Annotated in this window: 24 protein-coding genes and 1 pseudogene; 9 read left to right on the forward strand and 16 right to left on the reverse strand. The window is 70.3% G+C overall.

What is annotated here, in order from left to right; translation table 11 throughout:
* The 8 genes and pseudogenes from ACKUB9_RS11755 to ACKUB9_RS11790 form a co-directional block, all read right to left on the reverse strand.
* Nucleotides 1–447, reverse strand: a pseudogene (locus ACKUB9_RS11755) (electron transfer flavoprotein subunit beta/FixA family protein); the annotation flags it as partial.
* 186 nt (nt 448–633) lie between these two features.
* Nucleotides 634–1,209, reverse strand: a complete 576-nt coding sequence (locus ACKUB9_RS11760; RefSeq protein WP_407522080.1) for a cob(I)yrinic acid a,c-diamide adenosyltransferase — start codon at nt 1,207–1,209, stop codon at nt 634–636.
* 60 nt (nt 1,210–1,269) lie between these two features.
* Nucleotides 1,270–1,860, reverse strand: coding sequence for an acyloxyacyl hydrolase (locus ACKUB9_RS11765; RefSeq protein WP_407522082.1), 591 nt, complete (start codon nt 1,858–1,860; stop codon nt 1,270–1,272).
* A 168-nt stretch (nt 1,861–2,028) separates the two neighbouring features.
* On the reverse strand, nt 2,029–2,706 hold the full coding sequence (locus ACKUB9_RS11770; protein WP_407522084.1) for a hypothetical protein: 678 nt from the start codon (nt 2,704–2,706) through the stop codon (nt 2,029–2,031).
* A gap of 542 nt (nt 2,707–3,248) precedes the next feature.
* Nucleotides 3,249–5,198 carry an acetate--CoA ligase gene (gene acs, locus ACKUB9_RS11775; RefSeq protein WP_407522086.1) on the reverse strand — a complete coding sequence of 650 codons (1,950 nt, stop codon included), beginning with the start codon at nt 5,196–5,198 and terminating at the stop codon, nt 3,249–3,251.
* A gap of 131 nt (nt 5,199–5,329) precedes the next feature.
* Nucleotides 5,330–5,635: a hypothetical protein gene (locus ACKUB9_RS11780; RefSeq protein ID WP_407522088.1), complete on the reverse strand. Its 306-nt coding sequence runs from the start codon at nt 5,633–5,635 to the stop codon at nt 5,330–5,332.
* 67 nt (nt 5,636–5,702) lie between these two features.
* Complete coding sequence (locus ACKUB9_RS11785) at nt 5,703–7,046, reverse strand: MFS family transporter (RefSeq protein ID WP_407522090.1); 1,344 nt, start codon at nt 7,044–7,046, stop codon at nt 5,703–5,705.
* A 154-nt stretch (nt 7,047–7,200) separates the two neighbouring features.
* Nucleotides 7,201–8,541, reverse strand: a complete 1,341-nt coding sequence (locus ACKUB9_RS11790; RefSeq protein ID WP_407522092.1) for an ABC transporter substrate-binding protein — start codon at nt 8,539–8,541, stop codon at nt 7,201–7,203.
* A gap of 246 nt (nt 8,542–8,787) precedes the next feature.
* On the opposite strand from ACKUB9_RS11790, the gene trxA reads away from it, so the two are divergent.
* Together trxA and ACKUB9_RS11800 are read left to right on the forward strand one after the other, a co-directional pair.
* Nucleotides 8,788–9,696: a thioredoxin gene (gene trxA / locus ACKUB9_RS11795; RefSeq protein WP_407522094.1), complete on the forward strand. Its 909-nt coding sequence runs from the start codon at nt 8,788–8,790 to the stop codon at nt 9,694–9,696.
* A 187-nt stretch (nt 9,697–9,883) separates the two neighbouring features.
* A complete protein-coding gene (locus tag ACKUB9_RS11800; protein WP_407522096.1) occupies nt 9,884–10,552 on the forward strand; it encodes an LON peptidase substrate-binding domain-containing protein in 669 nt (222 codons plus the stop codon).
* Between the two features lie 414 nt (nt 10,553–10,966).
* Here the strand turns inward: ACKUB9_RS11800 and ACKUB9_RS11805 are convergent, their stop codons facing one another.
* The 5 genes from ACKUB9_RS11805 to ACKUB9_RS11825 all read right to left on the reverse strand — a co-directional run bounded on the left by ACKUB9_RS11805 (nt 10,967) and on the right by ACKUB9_RS11825 (nt 13,948).
* Nucleotides 10,967–11,440 (reverse strand): peptidylprolyl isomerase, encoded by a 474-nt coding sequence (locus ACKUB9_RS11805; RefSeq protein ID WP_407522098.1) that lies wholly within the window; start codon nt 11,438–11,440, stop codon nt 10,967–10,969.
* Nucleotides 11,437–11,865, reverse strand: coding sequence for a UCP034077 family protein (locus ACKUB9_RS11810; RefSeq protein WP_410823416.1), 429 nt, complete (start codon nt 11,863–11,865; stop codon nt 11,437–11,439). Before ACKUB9_RS11810 ends, ACKUB9_RS11805 begins: the two co-directional genes overlap by 4 nt.
* A 49-nt stretch (nt 11,866–11,914) precedes the next feature.
* Nucleotides 11,915–12,475 (reverse strand): peptidylprolyl isomerase, encoded by a 561-nt coding sequence (locus ACKUB9_RS11815; protein WP_407522102.1) that lies wholly within the window; start codon nt 12,473–12,475, stop codon nt 11,915–11,917.
* Between the two features lie 85 nt (nt 12,476–12,560).
* Complete coding sequence (coaD, locus tag ACKUB9_RS11820) at nt 12,561–13,061, reverse strand: pantetheine-phosphate adenylyltransferase (RefSeq protein ID WP_407522104.1); 501 nt, start codon at nt 13,059–13,061, stop codon at nt 12,561–12,563.
* A 71-nt stretch (nt 13,062–13,132) separates the two neighbouring features.
* Nucleotides 13,133–13,948: a phosphodiester glycosidase family protein gene (locus ACKUB9_RS11825; RefSeq protein ID WP_407522431.1), complete on the reverse strand. Its 816-nt coding sequence runs from the start codon at nt 13,946–13,948 to the stop codon at nt 13,133–13,135.
* Between the two features lie 157 nt (nt 13,949–14,105).
* Between ACKUB9_RS11825 and ACKUB9_RS11830 the strand changes: the two genes are divergently transcribed.
* Nucleotides 14,106–14,696, forward strand: coding sequence for a hypothetical protein (locus ACKUB9_RS11830; RefSeq protein ID WP_407522106.1), 591 nt, complete (start codon nt 14,106–14,108; stop codon nt 14,694–14,696).
* 408 nt (nt 14,697–15,104) lie between these two features.
* Nucleotides 15,105–15,362: a DUF6894 family protein gene (locus ACKUB9_RS11835; protein ID WP_407522108.1), complete on the forward strand. Its 258-nt coding sequence runs from the start codon at nt 15,105–15,107 to the stop codon at nt 15,360–15,362.
* Nucleotides 15,363–15,524: 162 nt separating this feature from the next.
* On the opposite strand, the gene ACKUB9_RS11840 is transcribed toward ACKUB9_RS11835, so the two are convergent.
* Nucleotides 15,525–16,289: an alpha/beta fold hydrolase gene (locus tag ACKUB9_RS11840; protein ID WP_407522110.1), complete on the reverse strand. Its 765-nt coding sequence runs from the start codon at nt 16,287–16,289 to the stop codon at nt 15,525–15,527.
* Nucleotides 16,290–16,508: 219 nt separating this feature from the next.
* Here ACKUB9_RS11840 and ACKUB9_RS11845 point away from each other — a divergent pair, with 219 nt between their 5' ends.
* Nucleotides 16,509–17,339, forward strand: coding sequence for an FkbM family methyltransferase (locus tag ACKUB9_RS11845; protein ID WP_407522112.1), 831 nt, complete (start codon nt 16,509–16,511; stop codon nt 17,337–17,339).
* A gap of 89 nt (nt 17,340–17,428) precedes the next feature.
* Here the strand turns inward: ACKUB9_RS11845 and ACKUB9_RS11850 are convergent, their stop codons facing one another.
* Both ACKUB9_RS11850 and ACKUB9_RS11855 read right to left on the reverse strand, forming a co-directional pair.
* A complete protein-coding gene (locus ACKUB9_RS11850; RefSeq protein WP_407522114.1) occupies nt 17,429–17,869 on the reverse strand; it encodes a Ros/MucR family transcriptional regulator in 441 nt (146 codons plus the stop codon).
* Nucleotides 17,870–18,061: 192 nt separating this feature from the next.
* Nucleotides 18,062–18,505, reverse strand: a complete 444-nt coding sequence (locus ACKUB9_RS11855) for a Ros/MucR family transcriptional regulator (RefSeq protein ID WP_407522116.1) — start codon at nt 18,503–18,505, stop codon at nt 18,062–18,064.
* 529 nt (nt 18,506–19,034) lie between these two features.
* Between ACKUB9_RS11855 and ACKUB9_RS11860 the strand changes: the two genes are divergently transcribed.
* From ACKUB9_RS11860 to ACKUB9_RS11875, 4 genes are all read left to right on the forward strand, one after another.
* Nucleotides 19,035–19,259: a hypothetical protein gene (locus ACKUB9_RS11860; protein ID WP_407522118.1), complete on the forward strand. Its 225-nt coding sequence runs from the start codon at nt 19,035–19,037 to the stop codon at nt 19,257–19,259.
* A gap of 496 nt (nt 19,260–19,755) precedes the next feature.
* Nucleotides 19,756–20,850, forward strand: coding sequence for a hypothetical protein (locus ACKUB9_RS11865; protein WP_407522120.1), 1,095 nt, complete (start codon nt 19,756–19,758; stop codon nt 20,848–20,850).
* Between the two features lie 22 nt (nt 20,851–20,872).
* Nucleotides 20,873–22,030, forward strand: coding sequence for a TAXI family TRAP transporter solute-binding subunit (locus ACKUB9_RS11870; RefSeq protein ID WP_407522122.1), 1,158 nt, complete (start codon nt 20,873–20,875; stop codon nt 22,028–22,030).
* Between the two features lie 272 nt (nt 22,031–22,302).
* A complete protein-coding gene (locus ACKUB9_RS11875) occupies nt 22,303–23,694 on the forward strand; it encodes a flagellin N-terminal helical domain-containing protein (protein ID WP_407522124.1) in 1,392 nt (463 codons plus the stop codon).
* Nucleotides 23,695–23,967: the final 273 nt, after the last annotated feature.

A 23,967-nucleotide genomic window follows, 5' to 3' on the forward strand; every position in this document is an offset into this window, starting at 1 on the left:
GTTGGGCAAGCTGGCGTAGCGCGGCTCGTTGAGGCGCAGGTCCGTGGTGATGATGGCCGGCAGCGTGAGCGAGAGCGTCTGCAGGCCGCCGTCGATCTCGCGGGTGACGTCGAGCGCGCCTTCGCCGACCTCGAGCTTGTAGGCGAAGGTGCCCTGGGGCCAGCCGAGCAGGGCGGCGAGCATCTGGCCGGTCTGGTTGGAATCATCGTCGATCGCCTGCTTGCCCAGGATGACGAGGTCGGGGCTTTCCTTCTCGACCAGCGCCTTGAGGAGCTTGGCGACGGCGAGCGGCTCGACCGCGGCGTCGGTCTTGACCAGGATGCCGCGGTCGGCGCCCATGGCGAGCGCGGTGCGGATGGTCTCCTGGGCCTGCTGCGGGCCGATCGAGACCGCGACGATCTCGGTGACCTTGCCCTTCTCCTTGAGGCGGATCGCCTCCTCGACGGCGANGACGGGCACCAGAACCTTCATGATCGCCGAATCCTTCGTCGCGCGAGACGATGCGACGCCCGCGCGCGTCCCGCGCCCGGCCGCCGACCATCCCGCTGGGGAGCAAGGTGCCGGACCGTAACGGCCGTTTTTTCGAATTGTCAACGCGGGCGCGAAGGAGCACCCGGCAGGCTCATGCCGGCCTCACGCCCGGTTCTTGCCCGGCACCCAGAGCACGTCCGCAGCACCCCCGTCATTCGCCACCCGGGAGGCGACGAACAGGAAATCCGACAGGCGGTTGAGGTACTGGATCGCAACCGGGGAGACCCGCTCGGCGGGGTTGGCGGCCAGCGCCACGGCGAGACGTTCGGCCCGGCGGCAGACCGTGCGGGCGAGGTGGAGCGCCGCCGCGGCCGGGCTGCCGCCGGGGAGCACGAAGGAGCGCAGCGGCTGCAGGCCCGCGTTCAGCGCGTCGATCTCGCGCTCCACCCGCTCGACCTGCGCGGCGACGATGCGCAGCGGCTCGTAGGGCAGGGGAGCGTCGCCCTCCGGGGTCGCGAGGTCGGCCCCGAGATCGAACAGGTCGTTCTGGATGCGCGACAGCATCGCGTCGAGCTCGCCCGTCGTGTGCTGGCGGGCGAGCCCGATACAGGCATTCGTCTCGTCGACGGTGCCGTAGGTCTCGATGCGCAGATCCGCCTTGGAGCGGCGCTCGCCGCTCGCCAGCGCGGTGGTGCCGGCATCGCCGGTGCGGGTGTAGATGCGGTTGAGGACGACCACGTTCGGACCTCGTGCGGGCTGCCCCGCCTCTCTACACCGGAACGGCCCGGGCGGCTGCCCTCAGAACGTATAGGCGATCTTGCCGCCGTAATTGGTGAGGCCGCGGTTGGCCGCGCACAGGCCGGCATTCGACATGTGCTCGACGGTCGCCATCACGCTCCACCGCTCGGTCAGGCGGAAACCCACGGCGGCAGCCTCGCGGAAGAGCGGCGAGCAGCCCAGCGCGTTGAAGCCCGGCGGCACGAAGGCTCCCGGCCCGGTGGCCCCGTTGTGGAAGGCCGCGCCGAAGAACCCCTCGACGAAGATCCGGTCGGTGATGTCGAAGGTCCAGGTGGCGCCCAGATAGGCGTAGCTGGTGCGGCCGGCGGTGTTGTAGCTGCCGCCCACGGTCGGGCGCGGCACGAAGGCGCTCCAGAAGCGGTCCTGCAGCTGCACCGGCTTGGCGAGCAGCACCTCGAAGGCGACGTTGGCGGTGTTGCCCTCGTTGCTGCCCGGATCCTGCACGGTGCCGCCGATGCGGAACTCCGAGACGATGCTGAGCGGCTGCACCGGCGGCCGGTAGACCGGCGCGGGCACCGGGGCGTCGGCGGCCTGCGCCATCGGAACGGCCGACAGCAGGAAGGCGGCGAGGCTCGGGAAGAGGACGCGCATGAAGACTGGTCCGGACGGACGCAGCGGCCCGACACCGGACGTTAACCGGGCCGGCGCGCCGGCGTCTCCCCGCATCATCCCGTGCGGCGCCGAATTCGACATCCTGCGGCGGTACGGCCACAGTTCCCGGACGAGGCGCCCCGGCGGAGCCGGAGCGCCCCGGTCCGCTCACTCCATCATGCCGAGGAGGTCGCCCACCCGCATGTCGCGGATGGAGTCCAGGGACATGCCGCCGCCCATGCCACCGCCCATGCCGCCCATCATCCCGCCGACCTGGCGCATCCAGTAATCGGCCTCCCGCAGGGCGGCGCGGTTGCCGCGCAGGCCCGGCAGGCCGGCCAGACCGCCGAGGCCGGAGGCGTAGCGCTGCGGCGCGTGCCGGACGGCGTGACGGCGCGGCACCGCATGGGCGACGACGGTGCGGCGGCTCATCGGCCCGGCATAGGCCGGGCGACGCGGCGTCGCCTGGACGACGACGGGCCGACGCGGGGTCATCCGCGGGGAGGCGCGGCGCTCCACCACCACGACCCGGGGCTCGGCCCGGCGCGCAAGGGACGGGCGCGGCGCGACCGGCACCCGCTCGGCGACCCGCGGCGCGACCGGACGCGGTGTGGCGAGTCGCTGCGCGGGCGCCCCCGTGCTGTCCATCACGGTGCGGCAGCCGGCGCTGAGATTCGGCGTCTCGCGCCGCAGACAGGCGGTGATCGCCCCGACATTCGGGATGTGGGACGCGCACAGCCGCCACACGTCCGGCGTGCAGGCGGCCCGCTGCGCGTCGGTGCCCTGCGCGTAGGCCGGGCCGGCCAGCAGCAGCGTCACCGTCAGCAGGATGGGAGAAGCTTTCATGACGATGTTCCTCCAGAACGGAAGAAGGAGAGCTTCCGAGAGGAAGCCTCCTTGTCTCACCGCCGCGACAGTCGAACGCAGTGTGGCGCCGCACTCCGGACAGTCGATCCGCACGCGATGAACAGGGAAGTCTCGCACGGCCTGGGCGCGCTGTCGCCTCGCCGGCGGTCACCGGGTTCGGTCGCGCCGCGCCGGAGGTGCGGGTCGCCTCTGCCGTGAAGCACAGATTCTCGGGTGAAATCATTGGCGCGGGGAACCCCACTCCCGAGTGGGAGAGGGGCTTGGGGATCGAAGATCCCGCGTGAGGGTGCGGGAGGGTTCAGCAAGAAGTCTCGGCGGTGCCGCTGCCAGCACGAATGTGGGCGGCGGATTGTGATCCCTTCCGGTCCCCTCACCACGCTCCGTGCTTCACTGCGGCACCATTCCCACCCTCACCCCTACCCCTCTCCCGCACGGGAGAGGGGTTCCCGCGCCATCCTTGTCGAGGGTTTTCCCCGGACAGCCGTGCGCGTGCGGGGAGAGGCAAGCAACGCCTCTCCGGCTCACCCGGCGCGGTTCTGCCGGTTCTCGATCAGGTCGTCGACCACCGCTGGATCGGCCAGGGTCGAGGTGTCGCCGAGCGCCGAAAAGTCGTCCTCGGCGATCTTGCGCAGGATGCGGCGCATGATCTTGCCCGAGCGGGTCTTGGGCAGGCCCGGCGCGAACTGGATCAGGTCGGGCGAGGCGATCGGGCCGATGTCCTTGCGCACCCAGGCGACGAGTTCCTTGCGCAGGGCATCGGACGGCTCCTCGCCCTGCATCAGGGTGACGTAGGCGTAGATGCCCTGGCCCTTGAGGCTGTGGGGATAGCCCACCACCGCCGCCTCCGAGACCTTCGGGTGCGCCACGAGGGAGGATTCGACCTCCGCCGTGCCCATGCGGTGGCCCGAGACGTTGATGACGTCGTCGACGCGGCCGGTGATCCAGTAGTAGCCGTCCGCGTCCCGCCGGCAGCCGTCGCCCGAGAAGTAGCGGCCCGGGAAGGTCGAGAAGTAGGTCTGCACGAAGCGCTCGTGGTCGCCCCAGACCGTGCGCATCTGGCCCGGCCAGGACTCGTCGATGCAGAGGTTGCCCTCGCAGGCGCCCTCCTGGACCTTGTTGTCGCCGTCGACCACCACCGGCTTCACGCCGAAGAACGGGCGGGTGGCCGAGCCGGGCTTGAGGTCGGTGGCGCCGGGCAGCGGGGTGATCAGGATGCCGCCGGTCTCGGTCTGCCACCACGTGTCGACGATCGGGCAGCGCCCGTCGCCGACGACCCGGTAGTACCACTCCCAGGCCTCCGGGTTGATCGGCTCGCCCACCGAGCCCAGCACCCGCAGGGTGGAGCGCGAGGTCTTCTTCACCGGCTCCTCGCCCGCGCCCATCAGCGAGCGGATGGCGGTCGGGGCGGTGTAGAAGATCGTGACCTTGTGCTTGTCCACGACCTCCCAGAACCGGGAGATCGACGGGTAGGTCGGGATGCCCTCGAACATCAGCGTCGTGGCGCCGTTCGCGAGCGGCCCGTAGACGATGTAGGAGTGGCCCGTGACCCAGCCGACATCGGCGGTGCACCAGTAGACGTCGCCCTCGTGGTAGTCGAAGACGTACTGGTGGGTCATCGCCGCGTAGACGAGATAGCCCCCCGTGGTGTGCACCACGCCCTTCGGCTGCCCGGTCGACCCCGAGGTGTAGAGCAGGAAGAGCGGGTGCTCGGCCTCGACGTGCTCGGCCGGGCAATGGTCGGTGACCTCGCGGGCGGCCGCGTCGTAGTAGACGTCGCGGACCGGATCCATCTCGATCGTGCCGCCGGTGCGGCGCACCACGACGACGTGGTCGACGCTGTCGGCGGGCAGGCGCGCGATGGCGGCGTCGACATTGGCCTTGAGCGGCACCTTGCGACCACCGCGCAGGCCCTCGTCGGCCGTGATGACGAGCTTCGAGTCGCAGCCCTGGATGCGGCCGGCGAGGGAATCGGGCGAGAAGCCGCCGAACACCACGGAGTGGATCGCGCCGAGCCGGGCGCAGGCCAGCATCGCGAAGGCGGCCTCCGGGATCATCGGCAGGTAGATCGTCACCCGGTCGCCCTTGCCCACGCCGCGGTTGCGCAGGACGTTGGCCATCCGGCAGACCTCCGCGTGCAGCTCGCGGTAGGTGATGTGGCGGGAATCGCCCGGATCGTCGCCCTCCCAGATGATCGCCACCTGATCGCCGCGCGTGGCGAGATGCCGGTCGATGCAGTTGTGGGCGACGTTCGTCACGCCGTCCTCGAACCAGCGGATCGAGACCTCGCCCGGCCCGAAGGTGGCGTTCTTGACCTGCGTGTAGGGCCTGAACCAGTCGATGCGCTTGCCGTGCTCGCCCCAGAACGCGTCCGGGTCACGGATCGAGGCCTCGTACCACGCGCGGTACTTCGCGTCGTCGATGTGGGCGTGCTCCCGCACGGCGGCGGGCACCGCGACGATCCGCTGGTTCATGGCGCTCTCCCTCTCGCAGTCCCGGCCCGCGCGTCGGTCGGGCGACGGGGGACATTTGTGAGAGGTCTAACCACCCGGGCGACGAGGCGGCAACGGCTTCTTCCGTCTAACGCCGCCTCGTCGGCGCGCCGTCAGTTGCAGCCGATGCAGATCCCGGTATCGACCTTGCGGTTGATGTCGCGGATCTTGTCGCGCTGCTCGCCCGACTGGCCCTCGCGGGGGCCGACGGCGGCGCCCGGAGGCTTGGTCTGGCCGGTCGCGGTGATGCTGCGGTTGACCGCGCCGGTGCTGCTGGGATCGCCCGACCGGGAGGAGGGCAGGGCGCCCGGGTCGGCGGTCTGCGCGGCCAGGGGGCCGGCCGCCAGGAGGACGCCTCCAATGAGGGTGAAGGCCACGGCGGTCGGGAGGGTCAGGCTCGGCAATCGACGAATGCGCATCGCGGGGCTCCATCTGTTGCCGAGTCAACGCCTTTCCGCGGCCCAGGTTCAGGGCGGGCATTCCGGCTCAGGCGGCGCCGTCGCCCTGCAGGTAGCCGGAGCGGCGGCTGTCGGGCATCTGCAGCGAGGTCAGGAACGCGATCAGGCACATCGCGGTCACGTACCAGAAGAACCACGTCTCCACGCCCCAGTCCTTGAAGCTCAGCGCCACGAACTCGGCCGAGCCGCCGAACAGCGCGTTGGCGATGGCGTAGGACAGGCCGACGCCCAGCGCCCGCACCTCCGCCGGGAACATCTCGGCTTTCACGAGGCCGCTGATCGAGGTGTAGAACGAGACGCACAGGAGCGCCGCCGTGATCAGCCCGTAGGCCGTGATCGGGTCCGTGGTGCCGCCGATCGCGTGCAGCAGCGGCACCGTCAGCAGCGTGGTCGAGGCGCCGAAGATCAGCATCGCGGTCTTGCGGCCGAACCTGTCGGCGAAGATGCCGAACAGCGGCTGCACCACCATGTAGGTGAAGAGCACCGCCGTCATCGTCAGGTTGGCGGTCTTCTTGTCCATGTGGGCCGTGTTCACCAGGTACTTCTGCATGTAGGTGGTGAACGTGTAGAAGATCAGCGAACCGCCGGCGGTGTAGCCGAGCACCGTCAGGAAGGCGCGGCGGTGGTGGCGCCAGAGGGCGAGCACGCTGCCCGCCTCCTTCGATCCGCGCGCATCCTCGGTCGAGGTCTCGTGCAGCGAGCGTCGCAGGTAGAGCGCGACGACCGCCGCGCCGGCCCCGATGAAGAACGGGATGCGCCAGCCCCAGGCGCTCATCTCCTGGTCGGAGAGCGCCATCGTCACCAGCACGACGACGAGCGAGGCGAGGAGCTGCCCGCCGATCAGCGTCACGTACTGGAACGAGCCGTAGAAGCCGCGCCGCCCCTTGAGGGCCACCTCGCTCATGTAGGTGGCGCTGGTGCCGTACTCGCCGCCCACCGACAGGCCCTGCGCCATGCGGGCCAGCAGCAGCAGGATGGGCGCCAGGAGGCCGATCTGCCCGTAGGTCGGCAGGATCGCGATGACGAGCGAGCCCGCGCACATCATCATCACGGAGATCAGCATCGAGGTCTTGCGGCCGTAGCGGTCGGCGACCCGGCCGAACACCCAGCCGCCGATCGGCCGCATCAGGAAGCCGATGGCAAAGACCGCCGCGGTGTTGATGAGCTGCACCGTCGGGTCGGCGCCGGGGAAGAACGCGTCCTTGAAGTAGATCGCCGTGAAGGCGTAGGCGTAGAAGTCGTACCACTCGACGAGGTTGCCCGACGACGAGCCGATGATCGCGCGGATACGGGCGCGGTTATCGTAGGCGGCGATGGTCGGGTTCTGGGACGACAGTGCGTCGTGCGCGGCGGCGGGGATGGGACGGTTCATCGGCGACGGGCACTCCTCGGGGGCCGACGGCGCCCGCGCCCGGAACGAGCGGGCCGGCCGACGCCGCGACGGCGTCCGCTTAGGAGGTCTTCGACTTTCGGACAACCCTCAGAGCTGCATCCCGTCGCGCCGCGATCGGATGCAGCTCCGAGCGTCAGCTGCGGTCGCAGGGGTCCGGGCGCTCCGGCCAGGGCCGTCCTGTCTCGGCCGCGTGGCGCGCCAGGAGGTCGCGCACGGCCGCGTCGACATGCGGGCGCACCCTCTGGCGCAGGGGATTGAGCTTGTCGCTCACCTGCACCCACTTGGCGCCGGTCCACTCCATCAGGAAGCCCGCGAGATGCCCGCTGTGGTCGGCGCAGGTGAGGGTCAGGGAGGCGCCGAAACCCGTGAGGCCGAGTTCCTTCCAGCGCGCGCCGTCGAGCCGGACCGCTTCGAGGCCGCGCCGCAGCGTCTCGCCGTCCACGCGCGCCGTGCCGGCGAGGCGCTGCGCGTTGCGGATGCCCTCCGCCACCACGACCGCGTTGTAGACCCCGCGGTTGTAGAGGAGCCCGGTCGCCTCCTCCTTGGGCGTGCGCGAGGCGCCCGCGTCGATCACCAGGAGGTCGATCTGGTCGAAGGCCGGGAAGCTGTCGGTGACGGCATGCCACGTCACCTCCCGGAAACCGCGCGCGGCCGGCCCCGCCCGGCGCAGCTCCGCCTCGCCGGGGCCGCCGAGGGCGACGATGCGGTTGAGCGGGAGGCCGGCGGCGGCAGCCTCCGCCAGGGGCGAGCCCGCGAGCCCCGCCGAGCCGTCGAGGATCAGATAGTCGGGGGCGCCGGCCTTGGCGGCGCGCCAGGGAGCCGCCGCGGCCTCGCCGGGGTCGGGGCTCAGCGCGTAGGTGCGCAGCGCCACGCCGAGATCGGCCGCCAGCGCGTCGAGGAGCCGCACCGGCTCGCGACCCGCCGGGCTGTCCCTGTGCAGATAGGCGAGGCGCTTGCCGCGCAAGCCCTCCGGCCCGCCGAGCCCCTCCATCAGCGCGGCCAGCGCCACGCCGAGGCCGTCCCACACCGTGGCGGGCGGCGCGAAGGCGAACGGAAACACGGCGCCACGCGCCGCGAGCGGCGGGCCGTTGCCCACGGCGACGAGGGGGATGCGGTCCGCGCCGGTGCGCATCAGCAGGGCTGCCGCCGTGTCGGCGCTCCAGGGGCTCACCGCCAGCGCGCCCGCGGCCTTCGCCTCCTCGTAGCAGGCGAGCGCGCGGGCGGACTCCCCGCCGGTCTCGCATTCCCGCACGGCGATGCGCAGGCCGCCGATGCCGCCGTCGCGGCGGTTGATCATCGCGACATAGTCCGAGAAGCCGTTGGCGACCGCGTTCCCGGCCGCCGCGAGCGGCCCGTCGCGCTGAGTGAACAGGGCCACCGGCAGGCCGTCCTGCCCGCCTGCCCCCTGCGCCTGGGCGGGGGCGGTCAGCACCAGGGCGCCGAGGAGGGCGGTCAGGGCGGAGCGGAGCGGCATACCCTCACCTCGGAGAAGGCGCCCGTCCCGTCGCGGCGGCGCCACCCGGATGTAGCGCCGCGGCCGGCCTCGCGCGAGGGGTGAGCGGCGGCGCGGGCTCCCGGGCGCGCGGGAGGAGGCGGAGGCGGGGGACCGGGGTGGATTTCGCTTGGCCGCGGCGCGGCGGTCGCACTAGTCAGGCTGGCGGCAGGACCCCATGTTCGCGGTATTCGTCGAAACGCCGCTCGCCGTTTCCCCGAGGTTTTCATGCTCACCGATACCCCCGCGGCCGGCCAGCCTCCCGCGGACGACCTGATCAAGGACACCACCACGACGGCCTTCCGGCAGGACGTGATGCAGGAGTCGATGCACCAGCCGGTGCTGGTCGACTTCTGGGCGCCCTGGTGCGGGCCGTGCAAGCAGCTCACCCCCGTGCTGGAGAAGGCGGTCCGGAACGCCGGCGGCAAGGTGAAGCTCGTCAAGATGAACATCGACGAGCATCCGCAGATCGCCGGCCAGCTCGGCATCCAGTCGATCCCGGCGGTGATCGCGTTCCAGCGCGGGCAGCCGGTGGACGGGTTCATGGGCGCCCTGCCCGAGGGGCAGGTGAAGGGCTTCATCGAGCGCCTCGTCGGCCCCCTCGGCCCGACCCAGGCCGAGGACCTGATGGCCGAGGCCGAGGCCGCGGCGGAGGCCGGCGACGTGGACGCCGCGGCCGAGATCTACGCGGCGGTGCTGGCGCAGGAGCCGGGCCATGCCGGGGCGATCGCGGCGCTGGCCAAGCTGGTGCTCGACGGCGGCGACATCGAGCGCGCCAAGCAGTTCCTCGATTCCGCGCCGCCGGAGGCCGCCAAGAGCCCGGCCGTGGCGAGCGTGCGGGCGGCGATCGAGCTCGCCGAGCAGGCGGCCTCGCTGGGCGATCTCGGCGCCCTGCAGCGGCAGGTCGAGGCCGATCCGGGCGACCATCAGGCGCGGTTCGACCTCGCGCTCGGCCTGAACGCCCGTGACCGCCGCGAGGATGCGGTCAACCACCTGATCGAGATCGTGCGCCGCGACCGCGGCTGGAACGAGGACGCGGCCCGCAAGCAGCTGCTGCAGTTCTTCGAGGCCTGGGGCCCGATGGACCCGATGACCATCCGCGGCCGGCGCAGGCTCTCGTCGCTGATGTTTTCCTGAGGGGCCGGGAACGTTCTGGAGATCCCCGCGATTCCGGTCCCCGGCGCTGCGCCGGGCCGACGGCCCCGGCGTGGCGGTCCGGGATGATGCGACGGCGCAGGCGTCCTCACCGCAGGGCCGTCGCCAGAAGGAGATGCCGGCCGGAGGCGCCCCGGGGGCCGGCCGCGACAGGGGCGGGAGCGGCGGGATGAGCATGAACGTGGCCTACAAGGGCCCGGGCGACTGCCCGGTGGTGATCCCGGTCTTCCCGCTGCCGGGAGCGCTGCTCCTCCCGCGCGGCCAGATGCCCCTCAACATCTTCGAGCCGCGCTACCTCGCGATGGTGGACGACGCGCTGCGCAGCGACCGGGTGATCGGCATGATCCAGCCCGACGCCGAGGCCGGCGAGCAGCCGCTCGCCCCGCGGCTCTACCGCGTCGGCTGCGCGGGCCGGATCACGCAGTTCGCCGAGACGGGGGACGGCCGCTACCTGATCTCGCTCACTGGCATCTCCCGGTTCCGGGTCGAGGAGGAGATGTCGACCACGACCGCCTACCGGCTGTGCCGGGTGAGCTTCGATCCCTTCGCGGCGGATTTCCACGCCCGCGCGGGCGAGGAGGCGGTGGACCGGGCCGGCGTGCTGCGGGCGCTCAAGGACTTCGTGGAGGCCAACGACCTCAAGGTCGACTGGGCCGGGATCGAGGAGGCGCCCAACGAGGCGCTCGTCAACGCGCTCTGCATGATGAGCCCGTTCGGTCCGCGCGAGAAGCAGGCGATGCTGGAAGCCCCCGACCTCAAGACCCGGGCCGAGGTGTTGATCGCCGTGACCGAGATGGAGCTGGTGCGCGGCTCGGGCTCCGAGCCGACGCTGCAGTGACGGTCCCTCCCGCGGACCGCGGGCCTGTCCGGGAAAAAATCCTCGACAAGGATGGCGCGGGATCCCCTCTCCCGTGCGGGAGAGGGGTAGGGGTGAGGGTCCAGGTGGGGCCGTAGAAAGACGCGACGCTGCCGCTACCAGCACTGAGGTTGGTTGCTGAACCTGAAGCGTTCCGCTCCCCTCACAACCCTCCGCGCTTCACTGCGGCTTCCTCCCGGGACCCTCACCCCTGCCCCTCTCCCGCACGGGAGAGGGGTTCCTCGCGCCATTGACTGTCCCCGGACAGCCATGCGTGGACCGGGGAGGGACCGGGACGCCCACTAGAGCACCGCTTGATGGCGCTGCTCTCAGTCTTTGCTTGGCCGCATCGTCTGCGACGAACCGGCATCCACGTCGTCGGACAATGCTCTGGGCTCAGGCCGCCTGCACCCGCATCGAGACGATCCGGTCGGGATCGCGCACCGGCTCGCCGCGCTTGATCTGATCGACGATCTCCATGCCCTCCGTGACCTTGCCCCAGACTGTGTACTGGCGGTCGAGGAAGCGCGCGTCGGAGAAGCAGATGAAGAACTGTGAGTTGGCCGAGTGCGGGAAGTTGGTGCGGGCCATCGAGCAGGTGCCGCGCACGTGCGGCTCGGCATTGAACTCGGCCTTGAGGTCGGGCAGGTCGGAGCCGCCCGTCCCGGTGCCGGTGGGATCGCCGGTCTGGGCCATGAAGCCGTCGATGACCCGGTGGAACGGTACGCCGTCGTAGAAGCCGCGCTCCGACAGGGTGCGGATGCGCTCGACGTGGCCGGGGGCGAGGTCGGGGCGCAGCTGGATGACGACGCGGCCCTTGGTCGTCTCCATCACGAGGGTGTCTTGCACGAGGGTGTTCTGATCGCTCATGGGATGCTCTCCTTGGTTCCCGAATACACGAATCGCAGGGCGATGGGACGCCCCGCGACGGCACCGCCGAGGCCCGGCGTCAGGCGCGCGGGCGTGCATGCGCGCAAGGCCGTCAGGGTGGCGTCGATGAGCGCGCCGCGCTGGCCCGGGGCGACGCTCGCGTAGGTGATGCGGGGCGGCCCCAGGAGGCTGCCGTCCCGCGCCAGGCTCAGCCGGGCGGTGATCTGGGCCCGGCCGAGGCCGGAGAAAGGGTTCCAGCAGGCGGCGAGCGCCGGGTAGAGCTGGACCAGGGTGTCGGCGGGCGAGACGAGGTTGTCGCGGTCCACCGGCACCCGCACCGTCGCCCGCAGGGTCGTGGGCAGCGAGAGCACCGGCGGCAACTCGTCGAGGTCCTCGTCCTGCGCCGCGGCGTGTCCCGCGATCATGGCGGCCACAGCCGCAGCGGCCGCGACCGCCGCGGCGGCGAGGCGCCGCCTACCGGCCATCCTGGGCGAGCTGCATCCGCACGATCTTGTCGGGGTTCTGCACCTGCCCGTTGGCAGCGCTCGATCCCTTCTTGATCTTGTCGACCACGTCCATGCCGGACGCGACCTCGCCCACCACCGTGTACTGGTTGTTGAGGAAGGACGCGTCGCCGAAGCAGATGAAGAACTGCGAGTTCGCCGAGTTCGGGCTCTGCGAGCGGGCCATGCCGACCGTGCCGCGCCGGAACGGGGTGGCGGTGAACTCGGCCGGGATGTCGGGCAGATTCGACTTGCCGGTGCCGGTGCCGGTGGGATCGCCGGTCTGGGCCATGAAGCCGTCGATGACCCGGTGGAACGGCACGCCGTTGTAGAAGCCCTGCTTGGTCAGGGCCTTGATCTGCTGCACGTGCTTGGGCGCGAGGTCCGGGCGCAGCCGGATGGTGATGCGGCCGTCCTTGGTGTCGAGGTAGACGGTGTTGGCGTCGGGGGCGCCCTGCGCGGCGGCGGGCGTGACGGCGACGCCGAGCGCCGCCGCGAGGGTGAACGCCAGGGCGGCGATCCAGCGGGTCATCCGAAAACACTCCTTCTCGTGCGGGTGAGCGAGGGCGGTCGACGGCCCCCGCGCGGTAGGCCCCCTTGCGTAGGGCCCACGTGAGTCAGGACCGGGCGAACCGGGCGGCGAGGCGCTCGGCCACCAGCGGCGGCACGAACGGCCGCACGTCCCCGCCCATGGCGGCGATTTGGCGGACGAGCGTGGCGGTGATCGGCCGCACGCCCGTGGAGGCGGGCAGGAAGACGGTCTGCACCTCCGGCGCCATCACGCCGTTCATGCCGGCGAGCTGCATCTCGTAGTCGAGATCCGTGCCGTCGCGCAGGCCGCGGATGAACAGGGTCGCGCCCACGCGCCGCGCCGTCGCCACCGCGAGGTCGTCGAAGGTGACGACGTCGAGGCCCGCACCCTCGGCGGCCGCGAGCGGCCCGCAGGTGGCGCGGATCAGGTCGGCCCGCTCGTCCGCCGGAAACAGGGGCGTCTTGCCGGGATGCACCCCGATGGCGATGACGAGCCGTCCGACGAGGCGGCAGGCCTGCCGGATGACGTCGAGGTGGCCGTTGGTGATGGGGTCGAAGGACCCGGCGTAGAGGGCTGTGCGGTTCATCGCCGCCCCAGGTAGGGCAGTTCGGGCGAGAAGGAAACGGGCCGGCGCCGGTACAGGTGTCCGCCTCCGCCTCAGCGAGGCACGGCGCCGACCAGCGGCCCGAGCGGCCGGCTGAGGTCGGAGCGGTTCAGCGCGGGCGCGTAGAGGCTCGACACGCTGCCGTCGAGGAAGAGCGCGTTGGGGCAGTTCAGGCCGTCGCGAAAGAGCCGGGCGAAGGCCCCGAAGGTCACCGGGGATTCCGAGATGGCGAACACCGCACTGTGCCCGTCCGGCCGCACGCCGACCCCGTTGCGGATCTTGAGCGAGGGGCCGTTGGTCGAGATCTTGGGGTGGATGCGGCCGTTGATCACCAGCATCGGGCCGGATTGGGTGGCGTAGTCGGCCTTCACGCGCCCGCGCAGGTAGCGCCCGGTCTCGACCACCCCGGCCTTGTCGCCGCTGACGTAGAAGACGCCGTTCGGCTTGAGGTGGAAGTTGCCCGGTCCGCCCTGGGTGTTGGCGGCCTTCAGCTCGCGGCCCTCCTCCACGTAGAGGCCGACCGGCGCGAGCCCGGCATCGTACATGCCGGCGTTCATCGCGAAGACGAGGCTCGCCCCCTGCGCCGAGGCGAGACGCGTGAGCGAGCCGTAGGGCAGGCCATCGGCGCCGCGCCAGAAGAGCTTCACCCGCGCCCGCCGCAGATCGACCATGCAGACGACGAAACGCTCGCCCTCGTGCATCACCGGCTGGCAGGCGGCCGGACCGGCTGCAGAAGCCGGCTTGGCGGGAGCGATCTTGGCGGGAGCGATCTTGGCGGCGGGAGCCGGCTGCCCGAGAGCCGGCCACGCCAGAGCCGGCCATGCCAGGAGGGCCGCGAGGGCGGCGAAGGTCGGACCGCGACGGGTCATGCGCATCGAGTGTCCCGGAGAGTCGCGGCACCGTCCGGCCGCCCCGCCCCGATAGCAGCCGATCACGACTTTTTGCAGCACGGACCGAAATGGCTCCCGCAGCGTTTCTTCGAGTGGAGCATTGGGGGCCCATGTCCTCACACTCGGAGAGTGCACGATGAAACGGGTGATGTTCGCGTCCGCGGCGCTCGCGGGAGCGCTGATGCTGGTGCCGACCATAGCCGAGGCGCAGCGTGGCGGCTTCGGCGGCGGCGGATTCCGGGGCGGCGGCTTCGGCGGCGGCGGATTCCGCGGCGGTGGCTTCGGCGGCGGCGGGTTCCGGGGCGGTGGCTTCGGGGGGGGCCTCGGCGGCGGCGGGTTCCGGGGCGGTTTCGGCGGCGGCGGCTTCCGGGGCGGGCTCGCCGGGGCGGGCTTCCGGGGCGGCTTCGGCGGCTATCGGGGTGGTTTCGGCGGTTACCGCGGCGGCTTCGGCGGCTACGGCTTCCGTGGGGCTCGCTTCGGCTACGGCGGCTGGGGCTATCGCCGGGGCTGGGGCTACGGGGCGGCCGGCCTCGGGCTAGGCCTGGGGCTCGGCCTCGCAGCGGCCTCGACCTACCCCTACTACGGTGGTGGCTACTACGGCGGCTACGCCCCGGCCAGCTACTACGGCTACGACGACGGGTATTACGGCAGCTCCTGCTACCAAGTCCCGCGGACGCGCTGGACGCCCTACGGCTGGCAGCGCGTCTTCGTGACCCGCTGCTACTGAGCCGGCCGCGCGCCGGACGGGGGACCGCCTTCGGGCGGTCCCTACTCGTTCATGGGCTCCGCATCGCCGATCCATCCCGACCGAACGACGTGAGACCGCGCGCCGGTACGAACCTTGTTGCCCTCCTCGATGTCACGCCGCCGGCCACGAGCGCCGATCCGCCTTCAGGCGTGATCCCGCCCGCCCTCCACCCTGCAAGTGGGGCGATATCCGTGTCTCCGACGCGGCTCTCGAGAGACCACGCGAGGCTATCCATACCCCAGAACAGTATAAAAATACGACAGGCAGCGCTTCCAAAGCCGACTCGGCACGAAGGAGCCTATTCTCTCGGCGGTGATTGTAAGTTATTGGATTGTGCCCGACGCAAAGTGGTCGAGACAGACCGACGCCCCGCGACGCGAGCGCCCGATGACCACGTATTTCTTCCACTTCCAGACTGGCCCCCGGCTGATCCTGGATTCGGAGGGCATCGATCTGGCCAGCCCGGCCGACGCGCTGGAGCGGGCCGCCCGCCTCGCCACCGATCTGCTCTGCGAAGACGAACTGGCCTGCGACTGGAGCCGGAGCGCGATCCGGGTCGAGGACCAGCACCAGCGCCGCGTCTTCGAGCTGGCGATGACCAGCGTGCGCGCCCGCTACAGCCGGCTGAGGCCGCGGCCGCATTAGCGCATTGTCCGGCGAAGTGGTCACCGGCTCGTCGCAGAAAATTCTTCTATATCAAAGGCTTAGAGCAGCGCTCCGGGACGGCGTTCGACTGAACCGCGGATGTCTCGCGGACCGGACCCCGAGCGAGAGGCCGGGACGCGGGGATCCGCCCCGCGGCCCGGCTCAGGGCCGCTCGGCCAGGAAGGCCAGCACGCCCGCCTTGTGCACCTTGTCGCCGACCGCGAGGTTGTGGTCCCGGTTCGGGATGTCGAGGGCGCGCGCGTTCGGCATCAGGGCGGCCAGCGCCGGTCCGGGGCCGGCGATGGGGTCCCGCGTTCCCACCGAGACCAGAGTCGGCACGTCGATCTGGGCCACCTCGCCCCGCGTGAGCGTCTGCCGCGAGCCGCGCATGCAGGCCGCGAGCGCCCGGAGATCGGCCCGGGTCTGCTCGGCGAAGATCCGGAACGAGCGGGCGACGGGATCGGTCACGTCCTCGCTCGACGGCGCCTCCATGGCGTCCGGGATGCCGGCGGGCAGCCCCTTGCCCTCGACGAGGTGGATGCCGAGCCCCCCGAGCAGCGCCGAGCGCACCCGCTCGGGATGCATGAGTGCCAGGTAGGCGGTGATGCGCGCGCCCATCGAGTAGCCCATCACGTCGGCCCGCGGGAGGTCGAGATGGTCGAGGAGGCGACAGGCATCCTCCGCCATCAGGTCGGAGGCGTAGGCCTCCGGATCGTAGAGTTTCTCGCTCGCCCCGTGGCCGCGGTTGTCGAGGGCGATCACCCGGTAGCCCGCTTCCGTGAGCGTGCGCACCCAGGAAGTGCTGACCCAGTTGGTCGCGTGATTGGACGCGAAGCCGTGGATCAGCAGCACCGGATCGCCGGCACCCGCGGAAGGCGCGACGTCGATGTAGGCGATCCGCACGCCGTCGGAATCGAAGGTCAGCATGGAGGCGGCTCCGGGCTCGGCATCCTTCGCCGAAAGGGGCACCGGTTCGGCGGCGAGAATGATGCGACGACGGGAATTCTCAGCCGAGTTGCTCGGGGCCGTTCGGCGGAGGGCGCCGTCGCGTCTAGCCAGCGCGCCGCGCCGCCGCAAGCGCCGTCCCGTTGCGGGCGCGGGCGCACGGTGGCAAGAGGCGCGCATCCGCTCTCACGACCCGACGAGATGACTCACTCGACGCAACCCTTCGGGACCTACGCCCCCACCGGCCTCGTGCGCTGGATCGTGTCGCAGACCCAGCGCCTGCCGGACGAGGATTGGGGCGCGCGCCGCCTCGCCTTGATCCTGCGCCGCTTCGCCATCCGCATGCTGCGCGGGCGGCCCCTCGACGTCGAGCGCTACGGCGCCCGCATGCGCCTGCACCCCTACAACAACAACTGCGAGAAGAAGGTGCTCTTCACCCCGCAGTTCTTCGATCCGGTGGAGCGGCGGCTGCTGGCCGAACGGATGCGGCCGGATTGCGTGTTCATCGACGTGGGCGCGAATGTCGGCGCCTACACGCTGTTCGTGGCGGGCCTGAGCGGACCGGGGGCGCGCATCCTGGCGGTCGAACCCCAGCCCGACATCTTCGACAAGCTCGCCTTCAACATCGCCCAGAATCCGTTCGGCACCGTCAAGGCGGTGGCCTGCGCGGTGGCCGACACGGCGGGCGAGCTGACCCTTTTCGTCGACCAGCGCAACAGCGGCGAGTCGAGCCTCAAGGTCGTCGGCACCAACGAGGGTGCGGCGATCCAGGTGCCGGCCGTCACGCTCCTCGATCTGGTGCGCGGCGAAGGCATCGCGCGCATCGACGCGATCAAGCTCGACACCGAGGGCGCCGAGGACCTGATCCTGGAGCCGTTCCTGCGCACGGCGCCGCGCAGCCTGCATCCCGGTCTCATCATCCTAGAGGACGGGACCGATCTCTGGCAGACCGACCTCGCGGCGCTGCTGACCAGCCACGGCTACCGGCGCATCGAGCGCACCCGCCTCAACCTGATCTTCGAGCGCGGCTGACGAATCCAGGCGGACCGGCTCGAGGCCGTTCCGCCCGGCGTCCACGCCGCGCGACCGCCGAACCGGGTGGCCGGTCCGGCGATGAAGGCTCAGGACGCCTTGCCCGGCCGCCCCTTGCTGCGCTGCTGACCGAGGCCGATGCTCTTGGCCAGTTCGGAGCGTTGCGCCGCATAGGTGGCGGCGGTCATCGGGTAGGTCGAGGGCAGGCCCCATTTCTGGCGGTACTGGTCGGGTGTGAGCCCGAGACGCGCCAAGTGCCGCTTGAGGGTCTTGTAGGGTTTGCCGTCCTCCAGACTGATGATGTGGTCCGGCGTCACCGATTTGCGGATCGGGACCGGCGGCACCAGAGGCTCGGACGGGACGGCGGCGGGCTGGGCGAGTTGCACCAGCGCGCCGTGAATGTTCTCGATGAGGCCCGGCAGCTCGGAGATCGGCAGCGGGTTGTGCGAGACGTAGGCCGAGACCAAGTCGGCTGCCATCTCGACCGCGCCGGCCCCAGTTCCGGCATTGCCTTCGGCTGATACTGTCATGCCATACTCCACGCAATTACGCGTGAAACTTGGACGTGGAATATGGCTAGTCAGAGGCAGCTGCAGAACTATTCTGTTAACAAATAGTAAAGACTGTATTCCGCCGGACATGATGCATGCAAGATCGGTGCGGACCGAAGGCCATCGCCCGGTCCGTGCCCGAGCGGCGGCATCATCCCCTCCGGAGACGGGTCAAGTCCGGCTCTTCCGCGCACGGCCGAGCCCGAGGCTCTTGGCGAGTTCGGAGCGCTGCGCGGCGTAGTTCGGCGCCACCATCGGGTAGTCCCGCGGCAGCCCGAACCGGCTGCGGTACTCGTCGGGCGTCATGCCATGCTTGGTCAGATGGCGCTTGAGCGACTTGTAGGAGCGGCCATCCAGGAAGCTCGTCAGGAAATCCGGCGTGATCGATTTCCTGATCTGCGCCGGCGTCAGCTTGGCCGGCTCCTCCGCCGCCGGGGCAGGCGGTGACCGCAGGGTACTGATCGCCTCGCTCACGACCTCGATCAATCTCGGCAGTTCACTCGACGGCAGGCTATTGTGCGAGACGTACGCCGCGACGATGTCGCTCACCATCTCGATCGGGCCGATGTCGGCAGGCACGAACTCGGCCTCATCATTCATTGTCGAATCGTTCACCGCTATACTCCGTAATACAGCATACCAATAACTAGAGTGCCAACGCGCAAGTCAATGCGCTGTTCTCCGACAGCCCACGCAAAACTCTACACGGCGGCATTAGCCTTTAGTCGGAGACGCAAGGCTGCAATACAACCGCCCCGCTTGCGGACGCGGCCATTTCCGTCAGGAGCACCGGCGCTCTTGCGGTTGCCGAACGGACGGTTCCCGAGACACCCGGGAGGCGAGGACCGATGTTCGGCATCTCCGATGCGGGCGGATCGGTAGGTCACAGGGACGAGGTCGACCGGACTGGTCATGAACCGTACGCCGATCACGGGCCGCGTCCGGCGGGAAACACTGGGCCAACTTGCACCGGACCCTACGGCCGCTTGATCGACAGACGAGGCGCAGATCGCGACAGTGAGGCGAAGGCACCCGCCACTCCACCAGAAGTCCACAAAGCGGATGATGCTCCTGTCCGCGCGTGTTATGCTGATCCAAACGCGCGCATGATTTTTGATAAGTCAGATGATGCGCAGGGAGGAGAATGGTGAAGGTCACCGATCTGGATCGGCCGGCCAACTTGACGGTCTGGAACACGAACCCGCAGGCCACGAAGGCGGTCGAACCCGTGGCGTTCGCGACCTTGCGGGCGGCCCTGCGCGAGGCGCGGCGGGCTCTCATGGTGCCGGATCAGCAGCCCTGGATCACGACGGCCGATGGCGTGATCCTGACGCCGGCGTGGCTCAAGGCCTACCGCGCCAAACCGTGACCGATCCATGGCCGGAACCTGCGGCGGCGGCGCGCCAGACCGCCGTGCCGACGGCGCCGGCTCGGCCGGACGGCGCGGTTCCCGCGCCCGCCGGGGGCGAACGGACTACCCCCAAAGAGACGCGAACCTGCGAATAAAGGCGCAAGCAAAACTTAAATAAAGCAAGTCCGAACTTTTATTTCCAAGTCAACATCCGACCGCAAGCGTGATCCGGCTCACAGATGAGCCGGGCCAGCAACCGTGCTGCCACTACGGCCATCCGGATCGCGCGCGCACGGCGAGCCCGCGAGACCTCCGGCCCCGCGGATTTCAGACGAAGGCCCGCAACGGGGCGAGCCGGGCCGCTCGCGCGGAACCGGCGTCGATCCGCAGTCACGGGACGCAGGCGCATAAGAAGAACCAGGGAGATCACGCCATGCGCGCAGGATCGCACGCTCTCCGATGGCCGTCCGGGGCGGCGCGCAGGCCGATCGCCTTGTTCTCGGCGGGCCTGTCCTTGGCAGGCCTGAATGTGGCCGGCACATCGGCCCTCGCGCAGATCAGCGGACCTTCGGCGGATGCCGTGCCGCCCCCGCAGGAGGTCGTCCTCGGCGACGCCAGGCCGCTGACGACCATCAAGGCGGCGCAGGGCGAACGGCTGTCGCTCCCCGTGCGCAACGTGGCGCATCTGAGCGGCAAGCTCGGGTCGGTGTACATCGTCGGCCTGCCCTTCGGCACGATCGTCTCCGACATCGTCCACAACGCCACGGTGTCGAGCGAGGCGCGCACCGTCGACATCAGTTCGTGGAACCTCGAGAACATCTCGATCACCCTGCCGACGCTGGCGCCGTCGAGCCTGTCCTCGCCGATCGTGGCGAGTGTGGTGGCGGTTCTGCCGAAATCGGAACGGTCGGCGTCGCTTCGAACCGAAACCCTGTCGACGACGGTGATCGTCCCCGAACTGCGGGCCGCGCGCCCGACCGAGGCCGTCAAGGCGCCGCCGGCCGAGCGGGCCGCTCCGCCCCCCGCCGCGGCGCCTGCCGCGGCCCCGACCCCGCGCGCGGACGAGTCCGCGGCCCGGACCTGGGCCAGCCCGGAGCCGGCCACGCGCAGCATCGCACCCATGCGCCACGCCGCCCCGGCCCCGGCGGCGGCCGTCGTCGCACCATCCGCGCCGCCTGCCGCCCCGAAGGAGATGCCGGAGCCGAAGGCGGTCCAAGCTACACTCCAGGCAACACCCCAGGCCGCACCCCAAGCGACGTCCCAAGCCGCACCTCAAGCGACACCTCAAGCGACGCCCGCGCGCGATGCCGGGCCCCCATCCGCCGATCCCTCCGCCAAGGCGCTCGTCGCGCGGGCCCGTCAGGCCATCACGCTCGGCAACATCAGCGGGGCGCGGCTCTTCCTGCAGCGGGCGGCGGCCCGCGAGGATCCCGAGGCATTGCGCCTCCTGGCCCAGACCTACGACCCGGCCGTGCTGCGGACGTGGAAGGTGCACGGCCTGCAACCCGACCCCGAGCGTGCCCGCCACTACTACGACGCGGCCGACCGCGCCTCGGGCAAGGCGGCGCCGGCGCTCGCGACCACCGTGCGGGAGATCTCGGCCCGGTAACCAGCAATCCAGGGAGGACACCATGCGTGGAAGACGAGCCGGGTTTCTCGTCGCGATGGCCGCACCTTGTCTCGGCCTCCTGGCGGGCCAGAGCGTGGCGGTCCGGGCGGCCGAACAGCCCCAAGCCGGCCAGGCCCAGGCGGCCGACGAGGCCGCGACCGAACTGACCCTCGGCGAGCGGATGAACGCCTCGACGGTCGCGGTGATCACGGGCACGCCCGGCGGAACCTACTTCCGCATCGGTGCCGATCTCGCCTTCGTGCTCGACGAGACCGATCGCCTGCGCGTCCTGCCGGTCCTGGGCAAGGGCGCCGGGCAGAACGCCTACGATCTGCGCTTCCTGAAGGGGATCGACCTCGCTTTCCTGCGCACCGATACGATCGAGCAACTGCGCCAGGACAAGCGGCTCATCAACGTCGAGCGGCACATCCAGTACATCGCCAAGCTGTTCGATGACGAACTGCACATCATCGGCCCGGTCGGCATCGATGACGCCCGGAAGCTCGCGGGCAAGCGGGTCAGCTTCGACGTCAAGGGCAGCGGCACCGACTACAGCGGGCGGGCGATGTTCCGCAGCCTCGGCATCGCCGTGGAGGTCGTCAACGTCGACCAGCCCACCGCCCTGGAGATGCTGCGCAAGGGAGAGCTCGACGCGGTGGTGTCGGTGGCTGCCAAGCCGGTCTCGATCATCGCGGGCTTCGACCCGGGCGACAAATTCCACCTCATCCCGGCGCGCTTCACCGAATCCGTGCACGAGGCCTATATCCCGGCCAGCCTCAACACCAGCGACTATCCCAAGCTGCTGACCGCGGGACCGATCGACACGCTGGCGGTCGGCTCGGTGCTCGGCGTCTACAACCATCCCAAGGGATCGGCCCGCTACAAGAAGCTGACCCGCTTCGTCGAGGCGTTCTTCGGCAAGTTCGACGAATTTCTGTCGCCGCAGCGCCATCCCAAGTGGCGCGACGTGAACCTCGCCGCGAGCGTGAGCGGCTGGACGCGGTTCCGGCCGGCACAGGACTGGCTGGACGCCCGACGCCCCCAGGAGGCGATGGCGGCCTCCGAATCGGCGCAGTTCCTGAAGGAGCATCAGCCGAGCGCGACGGCCGACAAGGAGGAGCTGTACCAAGCCTTCCTGAAATGGCGGAAGAGCCGGCGCAGCGCCGCGAGCGGACTCTAGATGCGACGGGGCGGGCGGTCCGGATTGACGTAACGTCCGGGCCGCGCGGCGCGATACGATTTGTGCAGCAATTGGTTTAGGTTAACCCGCAATTTACCATGCCCATGGCTTAGTCGCGATCGGCGCAGCACCCGCGCGCCGCCGCGTCGGTCCATCCCTCCATCGGCGGGCCGCTCCGGCACAACCATCCGATCCCGCGACCGCTTCCCCGGACCACGCCATGCTGGTGCGTGCGGGGTGAGGCGGGCCGCCGCACGACGAGGTCGACGACAGTGACGAGCCTGCTCACCAACGGCGCCGCGATGACGGCGCTGACGACGCTCAAGGGCATCAACGCGCAGCTCGACATGACGAGCAACCGGGTCTCCACCGGCCAGCGCGTCTCGGCCGCCTCCGACAACGCCGCCTACTGGTCGATCGCCACCGCGGTGCGCACCGACAACGCCTCGCTCGGCGCCGTCAAGGACTCGCTCGGCCTCGGCTCCTCCTCGGTGGATACGACCTATAACGGCCTCAACAGCGTCATCTCCGACCTTCAGAACCTGCGCGCGAAGCTGCAGACCGCCCTGCAGCCCGGCACCGACCGATCCAAGGTGCAGACCGAGATCACCGCCATCCAGAACAAGATGAAGGCCACCGCCGATTCATCGGTCTCGAACAGCAAGAACTGGCTGTCGGTGGACTCGTCGCCCACAAACCCGGCCTACCAAGCCACCGAGCAGGTCGTGGCCGGCTTCTCCCGCGGCGTCGGCGGTGCGCTCGCCTTCTCCACCATCAACGTCGACGTGAACGGCATCAAGCTCTACGATGTGAACGGGACCAGCGTCACGACGCCGGCGACCGAGGGCAGGGTGTTCGGCGCGGCCACCCTCACGGGCACGACCGGCTTCAGCGGCGGCACCGCGAACTTCAGCGGCACCAACGAGGTGAAGTTCGATCTGTCGCTCGCCGACGGTTCCACCGCCACGATCACGCTCAACAGGACCACCCTGTCCTCGGCGGTCGGAAACCTCGCTGCGGTCACGACGACCGAGTTCCTCAACGCGATCAACAACCAGATCGCCGCCGACACCGCCGCCACCCCGCTCGCCGGCAAGGTCACGGCCTCGCTCGACACCTCCGGCCGCCTGACTTTCCAGACCACCGCCACGGGTGCGGGCACCAACGCCCAGATCACCATCCAGAACGCGGCGGCGACGGCCACCTACACGCTGATCGACGTCGGCTTCGGCACCGGCGTCACGGCGGCCGACGCGCGCACCGGGGCCGGCTCGGCCGCCGGCACGACCACCGGCCGGGGCATCCTCGACACCGTCGATGGCGGCACCACCTTCTCGATCAACACCATCAACATCTCGAACCTCGTCGGCACCGCCGGCGACACCAGCCTCAAGGCCATCATCACACAGGTCGACCGGGCACTGGCGAAGGTGACGGATGCCGGCACCAAGCTCGGCGCCAACAAGACGCAGATCGACGGCCAGATGAGCTTCGTCGACACGCTGATGAAGGCGAACGACCGCACGGTCGGCACGCTGGTGGACGCGGATATCGAGGAGGAGTCGACCAAGCTGAAGGCGCTTCAGACCCAGCAGCAGCTGGCGATCCAGGCGCTCAGCATCGCCAATTCCTCGGGCGAGACCATCCTGTCGCTGTTCCGCTGAGCCGCGCCACGCGGAGCGCAGCCGGTCCTCGCTGCCATCGCCTGAACAGCAGAACGCCCGGCCGGGGTTCAGAACCCGGACCGGGCGCCTGCTGATGAGACTGTCAGTTTACTGTCACCTGTTGCTCAGTTCGTCGATCATCGCGCGACAGATGACAAACGGCCGCCACACGCGCCCGTTCCAGCTTGACATCAAAATAAAGCGCCACGTCGCAGACAAGTGGAAATGGACCGCGAGCTTCGCCTGAACTGATCGCGCCGCCACACTGAATTG

Source organism: Methylobacterium oryzisoli (genome assembly GCF_046557895.1).
GTDB classification, from domain to species: Bacteria; Pseudomonadota; Alphaproteobacteria; order Rhizobiales; family Beijerinckiaceae; genus Methylobacterium; species Methylobacterium oryzisoli.